The following is a 17,630-nucleotide window of genomic DNA, read 5'->3' on the forward strand; positions in this document are numbered from 1 at the left end:
TTTGAGAGTTCATTTTATAGGAATTGGAGGAATAGGGCTTTCTGCACTAGCTAGATTTTTGAATTTTGATGGGCATAGCGTAAGTGGAAGCGATATGAAAAGTTCTTCAATTACAAAAGAGTTAGAAAAAGAGGGAATAAAAGTATCTTGTCCGCAAGAGGCAAAAAATATAAGTGATGATTTAGATTTAGTAATTTATTCAGCAGCAGTTACAGATGAGAATCCTGAGTTAATAGAAGCAAGACTTAAACAAATCAGAACTCTTTCAAGAAAAGAGGCACTACCTATAATTTTAGGAGATAAGAAAAATTATTGTGTTGCAGGTGCTCACGGAAAATCTACTACAACAGCAATATTAGCAACTATTTTACAAAGTAGTGCATTAATTGGTGCTATTTCAAAAGAGTTTGGAAGTAATTTTAGATATGTAGATAAAACAGTTGCCTTTGAAGCTGATGAAAGCGATGCATCTTTTTTACTTTCAAATCCATATTGTGCAATAGTTACAAATGCTGAGCCTGAGCATATGGAATATTATCACTATGATTATGATAAATTTTATGAGTCGTATGAAACTTTTTTAAGTTTGGCAAAAAAGAGAGTTGTAAATGGTGAAGATAAAGATATTCAAAAATTAAAAATTGAGGATGCAACATATCTGTATCCATCAAAAGATATAAAAAATCTTTGTTACACTTTAAAAGATGGGCAACCTTGCACAAAATTTGATTTAAAAGATTATGGTACTTTTGAAGTTTGGGGATTTGGTTTTCATATAGCATCAAATGCTTCTTTGGCAATAATGGCCGCTTTAAACGAACTTGATATTGAGACTATTAGAAAAAATCTTTTAAACTATAAAGGTATTAAAAAGAGATTTGATATTGTTCAATCAAATGAAAAATTTGTGGTAATTGATGATTATGCACATCATCCAACAGAGATTGAAGCAACTATGAAATCAGTTGAGTTATATGATAATCTTACAAACTTTAACAATAGAATAGTTCTTTGGCAACCACATAAATATAGTAGAACAAGTGATAATCTTGAAGGTTTTAAAAAGTGTTTTAGAAGATGTGATGAGTTAATTATTCTTCCACTTTGGACAGTTGCTGGTGAGAAAAAAATAGATATTGATTTTGAAAAAGAGTTTGCCTCTTATGATCCAATTTTTGCTGATAGAGTAGTTTCATACAAAGGTAAAATAGAGCTTATAAAAGATGATAAAATCATAAAAACTTATGATGAGGGTATATTTTTAGGTGTTGGAGCTGGAGATATAACTTATCAATTAAGATATTAATAGATAGATTTATATCTATTAATATTTATACTAAAGCACAAAAACTTTTCCATCTTTGATAGCTATTTTACCATCTAGCTCATACTCTAATATTTTATCTGGATATTTTAGAAGTACTTGATCATAAATTGGGTTACTTTTGCAATACTCTAAAATCTCATCAAAACTATTTTCAAATCCAAAAAGGCCAACCCCAACAATATCTTCTATAAACTCATCAATATCGTAAATTGCTTTTGCTAAGCCTTTTTTGATTAGTTCGTTTGTAGCTAAACTCTCATTTATTCTATGTGGTAAAACAAAAATCTCTTTGTTTTGTTTAATTGCAAACTCTACAGATGTCATACTTCCAGAGTTTAAATCAGCTTGAGTAACTATTAATTTATCACCTAAAGCTACAACTATCTCATTTCTTTGTACAAAGCTATATAATCTTGCTTTTTCACCCTCTTTAAAACTTGAGATAATTAAGCCATTTTTTTCAATCTCAATAATTTGATTTTTATTTACACTAGGATATCTTATATCCAAACCATTTGCTACAACCGCTATAGTGTTGTTTAATCCAGCCCCACTATGTGCAATGCTATCAACTCCCATGGCAGCACCACTTACTATACAAATTCCATTTTGAGATAGTTTTGAAGCTAGTTTATATGTAAACTCTTTTGTATAATTTGAAGGTCTTCTTGTGCCTACGATAGAGATTTTTTTTCTTTTTAAAAGTTGAGTATTTCCTATAAAATATAGTTCTTTCGGGTATTTTTTCATATTTTCAAGCTCTTTGATTTTAAAATCAAATTGATTTATCATAATCACCCCTTGATAATTTTTATATTTATTTTAACTAAATTTTTATAAATATGGAAGTTTGTTTAAAAATATTGGCTCAACATCATTTAAAAGATGTTTTGACTCTTTTAAAACTTGGAAAGTAACTTCATAAGGGTGTCCAATAGCTATTGCAAAACCTTGTTTTTTGGCAACTCTTATTGCATCTTTTAGCTGATTTTGAATAGCTGTAAAGCTTCTATCATTGTCCAAAAAAGTATCTCTTACAATATAAGGCATTTGGTACTTTATAGATAACTCTTTTGCTACAGAGTTTGGAGTTGTTCTACTATCTACAAATATAAAATTATATTTTTTTAATGCACGAAAAAGTTTGTCCATAGCTTCATAATTTTCTGTAAAAACTGAACCTGTATGGTTATTTGTATAAGTAGCATTTGGATATAAAACTCTAAGTTGTTTTACTCTTGCTTCTATTGTTTCATAACTATCAGATATATTTAAAGTATTAACTTCAATATTTTTAAAGTTCTTAGAAGCTTGCATTGGAAAGTGTATCATATGAAAAGGTAAATTTTGGGCAATAATTGCAGATTCTTTATGACCACTATTAGGTGGTAAAAATGCCATAGTTATAGGATATCCAATATTTAAGATTTTATCTTTTTGTGTTTTTGATACAACATCATCGATTATAATCACTAGTTTTGGTTTAGTTTTTAAATCATATTTGTAGTTATCTTTTTTTGTTATTAAATCTTTTTTTTGTTTTGTTATAGGCTTTTCTATTTGAGATTTTTCTTCAATTATCTCATCTTCTATCTCTTTTGACTGTTTTGTTTCGATTTTTTGTTCAATTTTTGATTTTTCAATCTCTTTTTGTCTTTCAAAAACCTCTTTGGAAATATCTTTTTTTAGCTCTTCTTCAAAACTCTCTTTTTTTGTTTTTTCTTCTTCTAAATCTTTTTCTAAAATATTATTTTTTATATCAGGATTTAGATTTTGAATAATTTCTTCCATAATTTCATCATTTGTATATAGTTTTTGAGATTCTAAGATGTTATTGTTAGAAGAGGAGTTTACTGCTTGATTATTTTTACTCAAGAAAAAATAAGCAAATAGTAGAAGTATAAAAATAAGAGATAAAAGTACTATAAAATTTCTTGCAAGATTTCTTTTCCTTAAGGTTTTTTTTATAGGTGAAATTTTTCTTTTTTTTCTTGTTCTTTTTGCCATAAGATATTTTTATTTTAAGAGGAAAACCTCTTAAAATAATTAGTTAGTCTCTTGATTTACTATTTTTTTAGAAGCAATCCAAGGCATCATATTTCTTAATTTAACACCTGTTTGCTCAAGTAAAGAAGCTCTTGTATATGCTCTTTCAGCATTCATTCTTGGGTATCCAGCTTGTCCTTCAAGTATGAAATCTTTAGCAAATACTCCATTTTGAATCTCTTTTAAGATTTGTCTCATAGCTTTTTTAGACTCATCATTGATAACTCTAGGTCCAGAAACATAATCTCCATATTCAGCTGTATTTGAAATAGAGTATCTCATATCAGCAATCCCACCTTCATACATTAAGTCAACAATTAGTTTTAACTCATGTAAACACTCAAAGTATGCCATTTCTGGTTCATAACCAGCCTCTGTTAATACTTCAAATCCAGCTTGAACTAAAGCCGTTGCTCCACCACAAAGAACTGCTTGCTCACCAAATAGGTCTGTTTCAGTTTCATCTTTGAAAGTAGTTTCAATAATTCCAGTTCTTCCTCCACCAATTGCGCTAGCATAAGCAAGAGCAACTTGTTTTGTATCACCAGATGCATCTTGATGAACTGCAATTAAATCTGGAATTCCTCCACCTTTTGTAAATTCGCTTCTAACTGTATGACCTGGAGCTTTTGGAGCAACCATCATAACATTCATTTTTTTACAAGGAATAATTCTTTTATAGTGAATATTAAATCCATGTCCAAATGCTAAATAAGCACCATCTTTTAGATTTGGTTTAATCTCTTTTTCATAAATTTCAGATTGACTCTCATCTGGTAAAAGTATCATAACAACATCAGCAATTTTTGTAGCTTCAGCAACTGTTAAAACTTTGAAACCTTTAGCTTCAGCTTTTTTCCAAGAACTACCATCTTTTCTTAATCCAACAACAACTTCTACACCACTATCTCTTAAATTTTCAGCGTGTGCATGTCCTTGTGAACCAAATCCAATCATTGCAACTTTTTTTGATTTTATTAACTCTATATTACAATCTTTGTCATAGAATACATTTATTGCCATTTATCTACCCTCTATTTTTTAAAAATTTAGCAAGATTATACAAAAATATATATAAATATTAGATTTAAAAGAAAAACTATATAATAGTGCAAATAAAAGGATAAGAATTGCTAAAAAATATATTTACAAAAATTGAAAACAAGATATTTAATTTTTCGCAAGATGAAAAAAATATAATAGAAGATTATATAAAAGATGAGATAATAGTAAAAAATGGTGAAGATTTTGAGATAAATTCAAAATATAAAATTGGAGTTTTAAAAATAGAGAAGAATTTTGCTATTTTAGAAGATTTAGTAAATCCAATAAAAAATATTAAATTAGAATTGGATGCATTAAATGGAGCATTTAATAATGATTTAATTTTAGCAAAAAGAGTTTTTAATCCAAGAAGTAAAATCAAAGCTAAAGTTATAAAAGTACTTGAAGGAAAAAAAGCTGAAATCTTAGTATATGTTGAAGATGGCTCTTTTTTTACATTAAAAGAGAATATAGAATTACCTAGTAAAAACACAAAAACTTATGAAAATGGAGATGTTTTAATCATAGATAACAAAGAGTTTAAAGAGATTAAGTTTATTGGAAATTTGAATGATGCAAAAATAGATGAATTTATAAGTTTGTATATTTATGAAGAGCTTTATAGGGATGAAGAGAAAATTGAACTGGATGAGGTTGTTGAAGATGAGTCTAAAAAAGAAGAAAGAGTTGATCTAAGAGATTTACCATTTTGTACGATTGATCCAAATAGTGCAAAAGACCATGATGATGCTATCTTTTTTGACAAAGAAAATAGCACTCTTTTTGTAGCAATTGCAGATGTTTCTCATTTTGTAAAAGAGGGAAGTAAACTTGATATTTTGGCTTTTAAAAAATCTTCAACAATATATTTACCAAGTAGAACATTGCCGATGCTTCCTTCAATTTTAAGTGAAAATTTGTGTTCACTTAAAGAGAATGAAGATAGATATGCTTATGTTTTTAAGCTAAAGTTAGACATAAAAAATCTAAAAGTGCAACATAGTGAACTATTTTGTGCAACTATAAAAAATCATAGAAATTTTTCATATGGAAGAATTGATAGAGTTTTAGAAAATAAACTTGACCAATATAATGAAAATGAAAAGAGAATTTTTGATTATCTTCTTCCTCTTTATGAAATTACAAAAAAATTTAGAGAAGATAGATTAAAAAAAGGTTATGACTTTAGAACATCTGAGAATAGACTTAAATTAAAAAATAGTTTATTAGAAAATATTGAAGTAGAAAAATCAACAGCTTCTCATCAATTAATAGAAGAGTGTATGCTTTTAGCAAATATTGAAGCTAGTAAAAAAGTTGGAGCTTTGGGAATTTTTAGAATTCATGAAGAGCCAAATTTTAAGGCTATATCAAAATTAATTGATGATGTTAATATTTTGGGAGTAAAGGCAAAATTAAAAGATAATGTACATGAAACAATTTCTCATATTCAAGAAGAATCAAATAAACTATTTTTAAGAGATGAGATAGATGAACTTGTTATTCAAAGTTTAACTCAAGCAAAATATAGCTCAAAAAATTTAGGGCACTTTGGTTTGGGGTTTAAATCATATTCACACTTTACAAGTCCTATAAGAAGATACTCTGATTTAGTTCTTCATAGAATTTTAAAGACCAAAAAATTACCAAAAAATATAGATGATATTTGTACTCATATTTCAGAACAAGAGAGAAAAATAGATAAACTTGTCTGGGATTTTGAAGATAGAAAATATGCTAGATGGGCAAAAGATAATATTGGTGGTGAAATAAAAGTAAAAATAGTTGATATGGAAAGAGCAAAGGGTGTTTGTTATGAAAATATGATTGGATTAAAATTAACTATAGAAAATTATAAAGGACAAAAACTATTTTCAAAACATAAAGTAAAAATAGTTTCTAGTAATTTAGCAACTAAATTAATAGTTGCTAAATTATTATAAGTTTACACACTTATTTAAAGATGCTAAATATGGTTCAACTTTTTCGCTTGTAACATATTGACCAACTAGTTTCTCTTTTTCATTTATGAAAATTGGGGCAACTAAGTTAATGATTGAGTGTTCAACTGGTTCTTGAGAAACCAAAATGAAATAAGTAGAGAAATCATCTTTTGATTTTATTTTTAAAGCTTCTAAAGCTTTATCATCGATTTTAAAATCAAATGAAACTTTGTTTAAAACATTTATATTTATAATAGATATTTTAGAACCATCTTCAAACTTTAAAAAAGAAACGAACTCGTCTAATTTCTCTACTTCTATTTTTGAAAAACTTTCAAATCCTAAGATAGGAAGAACAACTTTATACATGATAAACCCCTTATGTAATTAAAATAAGAAAAATTATAATAAAAGTAAACTTAGGGTAATATTTTAACCATGTATAAAAGTGAATTTGATAAATATTTAAAAGCAAACAAAAGATTTAGTTCTTATATGTTTTATGGTCAATCAACGTTTTTGGTTGAGCAATATGCCTATTTAGTCTCAAAAATAATAGCAAAAGATGAAGAGATAGAAAAACTATATTTTGAAGAGTATAATTTTAAATATGCCAAAGATAGACTTCTTCAGTCATCTTTATTCTCATCAAACAATGTAGTTTTGATAAAAATAGATAAAAAAATTCCAAAAAAAGAGTTAGATGCTCTTGTTGAATCTGCAAATATAAACAAAGATAGCACACTTATATTAGCTTGTATTGGAGATGCTGATTTTAAATCTATGGAGAGTAGTTTTACTGCTAAACAAAATGCTTGTGCAGTTAGATTTTTTGCATTAATGCCAAATGAAGCTATAGGTTTTTTACAAAATGAGGCAAAAAGATTAAAAATCGATTATGATGAAAATGCTTTGAGTCATCTATATTTTATGCACAGACAAAATATTAGTCTTAGCACAAATGATTTAAGTAAATTAGCACTTCTAAATGAAAGAGTAACTACAAAATTAGTAGATTTGCACTGTTTTGGTGTAGGAAGTGTAAATTTTGATGATTTTTTACACGATTTGATAGCTTCAAAAGATATATCAAATGATTTATCACTTCTTTTAGAAGAGGGGTTAAATGAGGTTTTTATTTTAAATCAAATTAGTTCATTTATTCAACAACTTTTTATGATTAGTTCACATGCTAGAATTTATGCAGTTGTAAATCCTATTGAAGTTTTAGGTTATAATCCCCCAAAAAATATTTGGGAAAAAAAATCAAAACTAGCAATAAATATAAAACCAAAACAATTTTTAGAGATGTTAGATTATATTTTAAATTTGGAATTGAGTATAAAAACAGAGAAAATTGATAATATAAATTTATATTTACAAGCAAGTTTAAGAAAATTTATAGTTTTGTTTAGATAAAATCCGAAACTTTACAAAAAAATATCCTTGCTGATGAAATGGGAATGTAAAGAAAATCGGCACAATCTATAAGGAGAACGAATGTCAAAATTAAAACATTATGAAACAATGTTTATTTTAAAGCCTACTTTAACTGAAGAAGAGACAGTAGCACAACTTGATGGAGTTAAGGCTCTATTTGAAAAAAATGGTGCAGAGATAGTTGCAACTGAAAATATTGGTATTAAAGAGTTAGCATACGAAATCGAAAAATGTAAAAGAGGTTACTATTATGTAATCTATTTTAAAGCGCCAGCAAATTCAATCGCAGAGATTGAAAGAAATTATAGAAACAATGAAGAGCTTATTAGATTTATGTTTATTAAATATGAAACTAAAAAAGAGATTTCTTCATGGACTAAAATGAGTGAAGAAGCTATAAAAAGAGCTTCAAAGTAACGCTTTAAAATAAGGAGCCTTTTATGTATAATAAGACAATTATGGTTGGAAATCTCACTAGAGATATTGAATTAAAATATCTACCTAGTGGTTCAGCAGTTGCTAAAAGTTCAATTGCTTCATCTTACAGATATAAATCTCAAACAGGAGAGCAAAAAGAAGAAGTTTGTTTTCTAGAGTTTAATATGTTTGGAAGAAGTGCTGAAGTTGCTAACCAATACTTAAAAAAAGGTTCTAAAGTTTTATTAGAAGGAAGATTGGTTCTTGAACAGTGGACTGCACAAGATGGAAGTTCTAGAAGCAGACACTCTTTAAGAGTTGAAGAGATGAAAATGTTGGATAGTAAAGGTTCAAATGAGGGTAGTTCTTACGGAAACAACTCTTATAATCAAGTTCCAAAAGAGCAATATAATGAACCTTCGTACAATCCGAATCAAGGCGCAGGAAGAGTAGCTCAATCAAGAGTTGAGCAAAATATTCCTGAAATCGATATCGACGACGAAATACCGTTTTAGAAAATAAGGAGTTAACAATGGCTGAAAGAAGAAAATACGGAAAAAAATCTTGTAAATATACTGAAATGAAAGTAGATTTTATTGATTATAAAAATATTGAGCTTTTAAAAATTTCTATGAGTGAAAGAGGTAAAATTATGCCTAGAAGACTTACAGGAAATTCTAAAAATTCTCAAGAGATGGTAGAAAAAGCAATCAAAAGAGCAAGACATATGGCACTTGTTCCATATATCGTAGATACTCAAAATGTATCTGATAGTGCATATTCAAAATCATTTTTATAAGATTTTGTTTTAAAAATATAAAAAGGCTAGAAGATTTTCTTCTAGCCTTTTTTATTTATTTTTAATAAGAAGATTAGTTTGAGCTAGTAGCTATTAAAACATCTTCCATAATTTTTGTAATATCTCCATCTAAAATTGCTTCTACATTTGAATATCCAATATTACTTCTACTATCTTTTACTTGTTGATAAGGTTGTAAAACATATGATCTAATTTGATGTCCCCAACCATTTTCACTCTTATCACCAGTATCTTTTGATGCTCTTTGTTTTTCAAGCTCAAGTTCATAAAGTCTTGATTTAAGCATTTTCATAGCACTTGCTTTATTTTTATGTTGACTTCTGTCATTTTGACACTGAACAACAATATTTGTAGCAATATGAGTAATTCTAATAGCACTTTCAGTCTTGTTTACGTGCTGACCACCAGCACCACTTGCTCTATATGTATCAATTCTAATATCTTTATCTTCTATTACAATATCAATATTATCATCTATTTCAGGACTCACCATAACAGATGAGAAAGATGTATGTCTTTTTGCATTTGAGTCAAAAGGAGATATTCGCACTAACCTATGAATTCCATTTTCTGTTTTCATATAACCATAAGCGTTTTCACCACGTATTACAAAACTTACATCTTTTATTCCAGCCTCATCTCCAGCTTGATAATCAAGTACTTCAACTTTAAAATCATTTCTTTCTGCCCATCTAAGATACATTCTATACAATATACTTGCCCAATCTTGAGACTCTGTTCCACCAGCTCCTGGATGAATTGTAACAATCGCATTTAGTGTATCATCTGGATTTGAAAGCATTACAGATATTTCAGTTGATTTTATTAAATCTTCTAAATCATTAGCTTCTTCATATAAAAGTTCTAAAGTATCTTCATCTTTTTCACTATTTGCCATCTCATAAAGTTCATTTGTACCATTTAATGACTCATAAGCTTTATTAAACTTATTTAATTTTCCTAAAATTCTATTTTTTTCTATTCCAATTTTTGTGGCATTGTCAATATCATTCCAAAAATCTTGATTTGATTCAAGTTCGATAATCTCTTGTAATCTTTGATTTAGTAAGTCAGGCTTCAAAATCCCTTTTATATTGTTTAGTTTTGTATTTAGTAGTTTTAGAAGTTCTGAATATTCATAGGCATCCATACAGCTTTATCCTTTAGTTTTTCTATTTTGAGGTTTTTTAAAATATGTTGTGAGTAAATAAAATATCATTTAAAGAGCAATAAGCTCTTTAAAATTATTGAATACTATCTAAATAAGCTTTTATACCTTTTATGCTTGAGTTATTTAAGAAATTAATATGAGCAGGTCCATAAATAGAACTTCTTTTCTCTTCACTAATTCCTAATTCATAATCTCTTAGAGCTTGTTCCATATCTTTTTGGCTTATATTTTTAAGTTTTGAATTACCTTTTGTTTTATCACCTTTTTCTCCATGACAGCTTTGACATTGATTTATGTATAAAACTTTTGCATCAGCTAACATTGTTTCATTAGCTTTTTCAATAGCAGCTTGCTCTTCAGCTTCTTGTTTAGCTTCAAGCTTAGCAAGAATATTTGCTTCCATTTGTTCTTGGCTAATTCCAGATGGTGCAACGCCAGCCATAGTTTTTCCATGATCTTGAGTTTTTAAGATATAAATATAACTAGAACCATTTATTTTAATATCATCAACTACCCAACCCTTCTTTTTCATATCATTAATAGAGTATTTTCCTCCACAAGCTCCACCATTTAGAGGAACAGTTTCAATAGTTGCCATAGATGGGTGGTTTTCTTTAAAGCACATAGTAGTGTCAGCTAAAAGAGAAGCTCCACACAATAGCGCACAAGAAGCAATAATTTTTTTCAAGATAAAATCCTTTTTTTAAAAATGCAAGATTTTACCATAATTTTACTAAATTTTTTTAAGAAGAAATACTTACTATACAATCTTTTAAAATATTTGGTTTTGAGATTTTTAATTTGAGATTTTTAATTGTGTAACTATCTTCTAGAACTTTTTTTATTGTTTTTACTGCATCTTCTAGAAGTTCAAATTTATTCTTTTTCATACTTTTTTTTACAAGATTTGCAACTTCTGAATAGTCTATAAAATTATCTTTACTAAAATCATAATCAAAGCTAAGGTTGATTATAACTTTTTGTTTTTTTACTCTTTCAAAATCAAGAATTCCAATAATACATTTAAAAGTAAGTTGTTCAATCTCTATTTTCATATCACTTTTTTCTCTTCACCTTTTAAAAGTCTTATAATATTTGGAATATGTTTGTATATGATAATAAATGCAATCAAATACATAGGAGCATTCGAACCTATATTTAAACCATCGTTTATAAAAATAGAGCTAATAATTACTGCAATTAGTGCCAAAAGTGAAGATAAAGATGATATTTTTAAAACTTTTGCACAAATAAACCAAACAATTGCACCAATTAGTGTAGAAATTGGAATTAGAACAATATAAACTCCAAGTCCTGTTGCTACACCTTTTCCGCCTTCAAGCCCTAAATAAATAGAGTAGCAGTGCCCTAAAACACTTAATACTGCCATTGCCCAAAGAGTTTGCTCACTTAAATTAAAAATAAACATACCAACTAAAAGTAAAATTGTACCTTTTAAAGCATCTAAAATAACTGTTGCAATACCTAATTTTTTTGCTAAACTAGGGTTTGTTTTTTTTACTACTCTTAAAACATTTGTTGCACCAATACTTCTACTTCCATCATTTTTTATATCAACACCAGCAAAAGTTTTTGCTAGTATTAAACCAAAAGGAATAGAACCTATTAAATATGCTAAAAGATAAAAAATTATATTTTCATTTGTAAAAAAATCCATCAATAACCTTTGTTGTTTTTAAAATTAAATGAGATTATAACTAAATTTTTGATATATTCTCACTTAATAAAATTTTTAAAAGGTAATATTATTGAATTATAAAGAAGAGATTTTAAAACTAAAAAAAGAGCTAGATGTTGTACTTGTAGCTCACTTTTATCAAAGAGATGAAGTATTTGAATTAGCTGATATAACTGGTGATAGCCTTGAATTAGCAAAAAAAGTTATGGAAAGCGACAAAGAGTTTGTTGTATTTTGTGGTGTTGGATTTATGGGAGAGAGTGCAAAAATTTTAAATCCACAAAAAAGAGTTCTAATGCCAAGAATTGCTTGTTGTGCAATGGCTAGAATGATTGATGAAGGTTATTTTTTAGAAAATTTAAAAAAGATGAATGAAGCTGGAATATCAAATGACGATATTTTACCAATTACTTATATCAATTCAAGTGCAAGTGTAAAAGCTAGAGTTGGAGAGATGGGTGGAATGGTTTGTACATCTTCAAATGCTTACAAAATAATTGAAAAAGGTCTGAAATCTGGTAAAAAAATATTTTTTGTACCTGATAGATGTTTAGGACAAAATTTTGCAAAAAGCTTAGGATTGAAATCAGCAGTTATTGGGGATGGAACAAATTTAAAAGAAGCTGATATTATTTGCTATAACGGTTTTTGTAGTGTTCATCAACAATTTAATATTGATGATATAGATTTTTATAGAGAAAAATATCCAGGTATTATTGTAGCTGTTCATCCAGAGTGTGATCCATCTGTTTGCGATAAAGCTGATTTTGTTGGTTCAACTTCACAATTAATAAAATTTATAAAAGAGCTACCAGAGGATCAAAAAGTTGTTGTTGGAACAGAGTTTAATATGGTTAATAGATTAAGAGAGAAAAATACATATATTTTAAGCTCAACAAAACCAGAGTGCCCTACGATGAATGAGACAACTTTAGAGCATGTTTATTTAACTTTAAAATCTATAAAAGAGAATAAAATAAGCGAATTATCAGAGATAAAAGTAGATGAAAAGACAAGATATTGGGCAAAAATAGCTCTTGAAAGGATGTTTGAAATATGATTCATATTAAAAGGTTTGTAAAGCAAGCAATAACAGAAGACAACGGAAGAGGAGATTTATTCTACGATATTGCTCCTGATGGAAAATTTACAGCAAAAATTGTTTCAAAAAGTAATGGAATATTAGCTGGTGTTAAATATGCTGAAACTTTGGCTCAAACAGAGAAAATAAAAGTTGATTTTCTAAAAAAAGATGGTGATAAAATACAAGCTGGAGATATTTTAGCTAAACTAGAAGGAAAAGCTTCAAAACTACTTTCAAGCGAGAGAACTTTTTTGAATATGCTTCAACACGCAAGTGGAATAGCTACGATGGCTAGCAAATTTGTTGAAAAACTAGATGGTTTTGATGTTGTTTTATTAGATACTAGAAAAACACGACCACATTTGAGAGATTTTGAAAAATATGCTTCAAGAGTTGGTGGAGCTATAAATCATAGGTTGGGTCTTGATGATTGTTTGATGCTTAAAGATACTCACCTTAGAACTATTGAAAATCTAGCAGAATTTGTAAAAATAGCAAGAAAAAGAATATCTTGGGTTACAAAAATAGAAATTGAGTGTGAAACTTTTTCTCAAGTTGAAACAGCTATGGAAGCTGGAGCTGATATTATAATGTGTGATAATATGACATTCCAACAAATAAAAGAAGTTGTAAAATATAGAGATGAAAAATACCCCCATATTTTAGTAGAAGCTAGTGGAAATATAAATCTTGATACTATACAAGAATATGCAAAAACAGGAGTTGATGCTGTTAGTAGCGGAAGTATAATTCATCAAGCAACTTGGCTTGACTTTTCAATGAGAGTTGATTGATTTTGAAAAAAGATTTTATTTTGAGCAATAAAATAGATATGAGTTTGTATCCAAAAGCTTTAGAATTAATAGAAAAAAGTAGATACATTTTAATAATAACTCATGTAAATCCAGATCCAGATTCCATAGGAAGTGCTTTGGCTTTATCAAATTTATTTTCAGAGAACAAAATAAAACATAAAGTTTTTAATATTAGTTCTGATTTACCAAAAAATTTAGATTTTTTAAATAGATTTGATAAAATTACGAATATTTTACCACCTTTTTATGATTTAGCAATTTGTGTTGATTGTGGAACTTACAAAAGGCTTGGATTTGATTTAGCAAAAGATGTACCACTTATAAATTTTGACCATCATGCTTCAAATAATAATTTTGGCACAATCAATATAGTAGATCCATATAAAAGCAGTACAGCAGAGATTGTTTTTGAGTTTTTTAAACATAATGGATTAAACATATCAAAATATAGTGCGCAGTCACTTTATTGCGGTATATATGATGATACCTTAGCATTTTCTTTAGGAAGATGTGATGAAGAGACTTTTAAAAAAGTTAACTTTTTGGTTGAGTGTGGTGCTAGTCCATCATTTATTGCAAATAAGCTTTTAAGAAGAGATAGTTTGGCAAAATACAGAATCATTCCAAAAGTTTTAGATAGTTTGGAGCTTCACAAAGATGGAGAAATAGCTACTATTTATGCTCTTGAAGAGTGGTTTAAAACTACTGGTGCACACGCTAGAGATTGTGAAGATGCTCTTGATATGATTATGAGTATGCAAATAGTACAAGTCGCATTTTTTATACGATTTACAAATGGAGCTTGTAGAGTATCTTTGCGGTCTAAAAATGAACTTGATGTCTCAAAAATAGCTTCTATTTTTGATGGTGGTGGGCATTTTAATGCATCAGGATGTACAATAGATACAAAAGATGTTGAAGTTGCAAAAAATTTAGTATTAAAGGAAGTTATAAAATATTATGGATAAAAAAAGTGGATTATTATATATAAGTATTTCAGTTATGGTTGTTGTGGTTATTGTTCTAGGTGTTATTTTAACTCTGGATAGAGAAGAACCAAATATTTATGTTCAAACAGAAGTTAATCAAAAAGATATTTATTGGAATTTACAAACTCCAATAAGAGTTGAAGTTGCAGATAAAAGTAAATTAAAATCTTTTGAAACAATCTTAATAGCTGATCAAAAAGAGTATGTTTTAGAAAATGAGTTAGTAAATGAAGATTCAAATAGTGGAATTTTGACTTTTGAAATAAAACCTTTTAAAGCAACAGATGGATTTAAAGCTACAAATGCAATTTTAAGAGTAAAAGCTAAAGATAGTAGTAGTTGGAATTTTTTTGATGGAAATGAAGCTATTAAAGATACAAATTTAATAATTGATAGAAGATCTCCACAAGCTAGTGTTATTTCAAATTCATATATGATAAAACAAGGTGGTAGTGGAATTTTAATTGTTGAAATAAATGATGAAAATTTAAAAGATTATTATGTTACATTCAATGATGAAGTTATTTTTGAACTTTTTCCATTTCACAAAAAGAATTTTTATATCTCTATTATTACATGGCCAATAGATTTAAAAGAGTTTAAAGGTGTTAAGGTTGTTGCAATTGATATGGCAGGAAACAAAGCTTCTGCTAAAGTTCCTTTTTATTATGATAGATTTAAAGAAAAAGTTGATAATTTAAATATTAGTGATGATTTTATTTATAGTGTTAGTAAAAATGTTTTAGAACTTAGTAATATGGAGGTTCCTACAAATCCTGCTGAGATCTTTGTAAAAGCAAATAAAGATTTAAGAGCGAAAAATCTAGCAACTATGAGAAATGTTGTAATCAAGAATTTTGCAGATAGTCAAAATATGCCTTTTGATGTTAAGACTTTTATAAGGATGACAAATGCAAAAACATTTGCAATGTTTGGAGAGCGAAGACACTATTTTTATAATAATGAAAAAATAGATGAAGCATGGCATTTAGGAATGGATTGGGCTAGTGTAAAAAGAGCAAGTATTGTTACAACTAATCCTGGAAAAGTTATATTCAGAGGTTATTTAGGAATTTATGGTGAGAGTATTATTATTGACCATGGTTTAGGAATAGCATCTCTTTATGCACATACAAGTTCTCAAAGTGTTGATGTTGGAGATATGGTTGTTGCTGGACAAGAAATTGGAAATACAGGATCTACTGGAGCTGTATTTGGAGATCATTTACACTTTGGAATTTTAATTCAAGGAATTGAAGCAAATCCAAATGAGTGGTTAGATTCAAATTGGATGAAATTAAATCTTACAAATACAATAAATAGTGCAATAAAAATTATAGATGGAAATAAAAAATGAAACAAAGAACAATAAAGAGTGATATCGAAATTGTTGGAATAGGACTTCATAAAGGGGTTCCTGTGAGAATGAGATTAGAACCCCTACCATCAAATAGTGGAATAGTAATATATAGAAGCGATGCTGCTGTTACTATTCCTTTAAAAAAAGAGTATGTTGTTGATACAAAAATGGCAACAGTTTTAGGAAAAGATGGAGTAGTAGTTTCTACTATTGAACATCTTTTATCTGCAATTTATGCTTATGGAATTGATAATTTAAGAGTTGTTTTAGATAATGACGAAATTCCAATTTTAGATGGAAGTGCTTCTGGATATTGTATGCTAATTGAAGAGGCTGGAATACAAGAGCAAGAAGAGTCAAAAAAAGCAATAAAAATTAAAAAAGAGGTTGTTGTTACAACAGAAGATGGAAAAAGAGTAAGTTTAAAACCATCAAATAGAATTGTGTATGACTTTGAGATTAAATTTAATCATCCTGCAATTGGGCAACAAAAATTTCATTTTGATTACTCAATAGAGGAGTATAAAGAGAGTATTGCAAAAGCTAGAACATTTGGATTTTTACATGAAGTTCAATATTTAAGAAGTATTGGTTTAGCACTTGGTGGAAGTATGGAAAATGCTATAGTTTTGGATGAAACAAAAATTCTAAATCCAGAGGGTTTAAGATATGAAGATGAGTTTGTAAGACATAAAATCCTTGATGCAATTGGAGATATGGCGCTTTTAGAGTATACAATGATTGGTGAGTATGAGGCTGTTGCTGGAAGTCACCATTTAAATCATCTTTTGACAAAAAAACTTTATGAAGATAAAGAAAATTATGAAATAATTGATTTAGAAGAGGCAAGTAGTGAAGCTGAAGTTTTTGAACTTGCATTTGCAAAACAGTTGAGTGCAGAGTAAAAATTTGATAGAAATTTTAGTTATAACTATTTCAAAACCACTCTTAATTGGTGTTTATAAAGATAAACAACTTTTAAGAAAAATAGAACAAAATGGTTTAACATCTGATGAGTTGCCAATTTTATTTAAAGATTTATTAGAAGAGTTTGATGTAAAAACTATAATTTATGTAAATACACCTGGTTCATTTATGTCTATAAAAATTGCTTATATTTTTTTAAAAACTATAACTATGATAAAAGGTATTGAGTTTTTAGCAGCTAATGGCTTTCTTTTTAATCAAAATTCTCCAATAAAAGCATTAGGAAAAAAATATTTTATAAATGAAAATGAAGAGATTAAAGTAGATTTTTTGCCAAATATGTGTAAAATTTCGGATTTTGAATTACCAAAGAGTTTAGAAAATATAGATTTTTCTAAAGATACTTTGCCAATATATAATTTACCGGCTGTATAAAGGCTTCATTTTGAAGCACTTTAGGTTTTTGCTACTTTTTAGGAGATTTTTAATCTCCGCTATAAAAAGTAGTTATAAAAGATAAGGTTCCTTTTTAAATGGGAACCATTTAA

The 17,630-nt window shown here is 28.0% G+C and carries 20 protein-coding genes; 12 read left to right on the forward strand and 8 right to left on the reverse strand.

Annotation, left to right across the window (positions count from 1 at the left end; genetic code table 11):
• Nucleotide 1: 1 nt before the first annotated feature.
• Nucleotides 2-1,306, forward strand: coding sequence for a UDP-N-acetylmuramate--L-alanine ligase (gene murC / locus AC5LG6_RS07115; RefSeq protein ID WP_498586087.1), 1,305 nt, complete (start codon nucleotides 2-4; stop codon nucleotides 1,304-1,306).
• A 30-nt stretch (nucleotides 1,307-1,336) separates the two neighbouring features.
• On the opposite strand, the gene AC5LG6_RS07120 is transcribed toward murC, so the two are convergent.
• The 3 genes from AC5LG6_RS07120 to ilvC form a co-directional block, all read right to left on the reverse strand.
• Nucleotides 1,337-2,119 carry a DNA-processing protein DprA gene (locus AC5LG6_RS07120; protein ID WP_498586088.1) on the reverse strand — a complete coding sequence of 261 codons (783 nt, stop codon included), beginning with the start codon at nucleotides 2,117-2,119 and terminating at the stop codon, nucleotides 1,337-1,339.
• A 42-nt stretch (nucleotides 2,120-2,161) separates the two neighbouring features.
• On the reverse strand, nucleotides 2,162-3,202 hold the full coding sequence (locus tag AC5LG6_RS07125) for a divergent polysaccharide deacetylase family protein (RefSeq protein ID WP_498586089.1): 1,041 nt from the start codon (nucleotides 3,200-3,202) through the stop codon (nucleotides 2,162-2,164).
• 171 nt (nucleotides 3,203-3,373) lie between these two features.
• Complete coding sequence (gene ilvC / locus AC5LG6_RS07130; protein WP_066156545.1) at nucleotides 3,374-4,396, reverse strand: ketol-acid reductoisomerase; 1,023 nt, start codon at nucleotides 4,394-4,396, stop codon at nucleotides 3,374-3,376.
• A 107-nt stretch (nucleotides 4,397-4,503) separates the two neighbouring features.
• On the opposite strand from ilvC, the gene AC5LG6_RS07135 reads away from it, so the two are divergent.
• Nucleotides 4,504-6,360 carry an RNB domain-containing ribonuclease gene (locus tag AC5LG6_RS07135; RefSeq protein WP_498586090.1) on the forward strand — a complete coding sequence of 619 codons (1,857 nt, stop codon included), beginning with the start codon at nucleotides 4,504-4,506 and terminating at the stop codon, nucleotides 6,358-6,360.
• Here AC5LG6_RS07135 and fliW read toward each other — a convergent pair.
• A complete protein-coding gene (gene fliW / locus AC5LG6_RS07140) occupies nucleotides 6,355-6,729 on the reverse strand; it encodes a flagellar assembly protein FliW (protein ID WP_148624095.1) in 375 nt (124 codons plus the stop codon). The genes AC5LG6_RS07135 and fliW overlap by 6 nt on opposite strands.
• A gap of 69 nt (nucleotides 6,730-6,798) precedes the next feature.
• On the opposite strand from fliW, the gene holA reads away from it, so the two are divergent.
• From holA to rpsR, 4 genes are all read left to right on the forward strand, one after another.
• On the forward strand, nucleotides 6,799-7,779 hold the full coding sequence (holA, locus tag AC5LG6_RS07145) for a DNA polymerase III subunit delta (protein WP_066156539.1): 981 nt from the start codon (nucleotides 6,799-6,801) through the stop codon (nucleotides 7,777-7,779).
• An 81-nt stretch (nucleotides 7,780-7,860) separates the two neighbouring features.
• Complete coding sequence (rpsF, locus tag AC5LG6_RS07150; protein WP_066156537.1) at nucleotides 7,861-8,217, forward strand: 30S ribosomal protein S6; 357 nt, start codon at nucleotides 7,861-7,863, stop codon at nucleotides 8,215-8,217.
• 23 nt (nucleotides 8,218-8,240) lie between these two features.
• On the forward strand, nucleotides 8,241-8,732 hold the full coding sequence (gene ssb, locus AC5LG6_RS07155) for a single-stranded DNA-binding protein (RefSeq protein ID WP_066156534.1): 492 nt from the start codon (nucleotides 8,241-8,243) through the stop codon (nucleotides 8,730-8,732).
• Between the two features lie 17 nt (nucleotides 8,733-8,749).
• On the forward strand, nucleotides 8,750-9,016 hold the full coding sequence (rpsR, locus tag AC5LG6_RS07160; protein WP_066156531.1) for a 30S ribosomal protein S18: 267 nt from the start codon (nucleotides 8,750-8,752) through the stop codon (nucleotides 9,014-9,016).
• 73 nt (nucleotides 9,017-9,089) lie between these two features.
• Here rpsR and prfB read toward each other — a convergent pair whose 3' ends face one another.
• The 4 genes from prfB to plsY form a co-directional block, all read right to left on the reverse strand.
• Nucleotides 9,090-10,187, reverse strand: coding sequence for a peptide chain release factor 2 (prfB, locus tag AC5LG6_RS07165; protein ID WP_498586091.1), 1,098 nt, complete (start codon nucleotides 10,185-10,187; stop codon nucleotides 9,090-9,092).
• Nucleotides 10,188-10,281: 94 nt separating this feature from the next.
• Nucleotides 10,282-10,896 carry a c-type cytochrome gene (locus tag AC5LG6_RS07170; RefSeq protein WP_228280860.1) on the reverse strand — a complete coding sequence of 205 codons (615 nt, stop codon included), beginning with the start codon at nucleotides 10,894-10,896 and terminating at the stop codon, nucleotides 10,282-10,284.
• A 55-nt stretch (nucleotides 10,897-10,951) separates the two neighbouring features.
• A complete protein-coding gene (locus tag AC5LG6_RS07175) occupies nucleotides 10,952-11,263 on the reverse strand; it encodes a dihydroneopterin aldolase (protein ID WP_105908967.1) in 312 nt (103 codons plus the stop codon).
• Complete coding sequence (gene plsY, locus AC5LG6_RS07180) at nucleotides 11,260-11,886, reverse strand: glycerol-3-phosphate 1-O-acyltransferase PlsY (protein ID WP_148624087.1); 627 nt, start codon at nucleotides 11,884-11,886, stop codon at nucleotides 11,260-11,262. Before plsY ends, AC5LG6_RS07175 begins: the two co-directional genes overlap by 4 nt.
• A 91-nt stretch (nucleotides 11,887-11,977) precedes the next feature.
• On the opposite strand from plsY, the gene nadA reads away from it, so the two are divergent.
• The 6 genes from nadA to AC5LG6_RS07210 are packed head-to-tail and all read left to right on the forward strand — an operon-like array spanning nucleotide 11,978 to nucleotide 17,517.
• The gene (gene nadA, locus AC5LG6_RS07185; protein ID WP_120985714.1) at nucleotides 11,978-12,967 is read left to right on the forward strand and encodes a quinolinate synthase NadA; all 990 of its coding nucleotides are present in this window, start codon (nucleotides 11,978-11,980) and stop codon (nucleotides 12,965-12,967) included.
• Complete coding sequence (nadC, locus tag AC5LG6_RS07190) at nucleotides 12,964-13,785, forward strand: carboxylating nicotinate-nucleotide diphosphorylase (RefSeq protein WP_434259127.1); 822 nt, start codon at nucleotides 12,964-12,966, stop codon at nucleotides 13,783-13,785. Before nadA ends, nadC begins: the two co-directional genes overlap by 4 nt.
• 2 nt (nucleotides 13,786-13,787) lie before the next feature.
• Entirely contained in the window at nucleotides 13,788-14,774 is a 987-nt protein-coding gene (locus tag AC5LG6_RS07195) for a DHH family phosphoesterase (protein WP_498586092.1), read from the forward strand.
• On the forward strand, nucleotides 14,767-16,152 hold the full coding sequence (locus AC5LG6_RS07200; RefSeq protein WP_498586093.1) for a M23 family metallopeptidase: 1,386 nt from the start codon (nucleotides 14,767-14,769) through the stop codon (nucleotides 16,150-16,152). The genes AC5LG6_RS07195 and AC5LG6_RS07200 overlap by 8 nt, the downstream gene beginning before the upstream one ends.
• The gene (gene lpxC / locus AC5LG6_RS07205; protein WP_066347820.1) at nucleotides 16,149-17,060 is read left to right on the forward strand and encodes a UDP-3-O-acyl-N-acetylglucosamine deacetylase; all 912 of its coding nucleotides are present in this window, start codon (nucleotides 16,149-16,151) and stop codon (nucleotides 17,058-17,060) included. The genes AC5LG6_RS07200 and lpxC overlap by 4 nt, the downstream gene beginning before the upstream one ends.
• A gap of 4 nt (nucleotides 17,061-17,064) precedes the next feature.
• A complete protein-coding gene (locus AC5LG6_RS07210; RefSeq protein WP_066221703.1) occupies nucleotides 17,065-17,517 on the forward strand; it encodes a hypothetical protein in 453 nt (150 codons plus the stop codon).
• The last annotated feature ends 113 nt before the right edge of the window (nucleotides 17,518-17,630 follow it).

Source organism: Arcobacter thermotolerans (assembly GCF_983172305.1).

Coding starts and splice junctions, on each gene's coding strand:
- AC5LG6_RS07120 (WP_498586088.1), bottom strand. CDS start 2,119: ATGATAAATCAATTTGATTTTAAAATCAAAGAGCTTGAAAATATGAAA.
- ilvC (WP_066156545.1), bottom strand. CDS start 4,396: ATGGCAATAAATGTATTCTATGACAAAGATTGTAATATAGAGTTAATA.
- fliW (WP_148624095.1), bottom strand. CDS start 6,729: ATGTATAAAGTTGTTCTTCCTATCTTAGGATTTGAAAGTTTTTCAAAA.
- holA (WP_066156539.1), top strand. CDS start 6,799: ATGTATAAAAGTGAATTTGATAAATATTTAAAAGCAAACAAAAGATTT.
- rpsF (WP_066156537.1), top strand. CDS start 7,861: ATGTCAAAATTAAAACATTATGAAACAATGTTTATTTTAAAGCCTACT.
- ssb (WP_066156534.1), top strand. CDS start 8,241: ATGTATAATAAGACAATTATGGTTGGAAATCTCACTAGAGATATTGAA.
- rpsR (WP_066156531.1), top strand. CDS start 8,750: ATGGCTGAAAGAAGAAAATACGGAAAAAAATCTTGTAAATATACTGAA.
- prfB (WP_498586091.1), bottom strand. CDS start 10,187: ATGGATGCCTATGAATATTCAGAACTTCTAAAACTACTAAATACAAAA.
- AC5LG6_RS07175 (WP_105908967.1), bottom strand. CDS start 11,263: ATGAAAATAGAGATTGAACAACTTACTTTTAAATGTATTATTGGAATT.
- plsY (WP_148624087.1), bottom strand. CDS start 11,886: ATGGATTTTTTTACAAATGAAAATATAATTTTTTATCTTTTAGCATAT.
- nadC (WP_434259127.1), top strand. CDS start 12,964: ATGATTCATATTAAAAGGTTTGTAAAGCAAGCAATAACAGAAGACAAC.
- AC5LG6_RS07200 (WP_498586093.1), top strand. CDS start 14,767: ATGGATAAAAAAAGTGGATTATTATATATAAGTATTTCAGTTATGGTT.
- lpxC (WP_066347820.1), top strand. CDS start 16,149: ATGAAACAAAGAACAATAAAGAGTGATATCGAAATTGTTGGAATAGGA.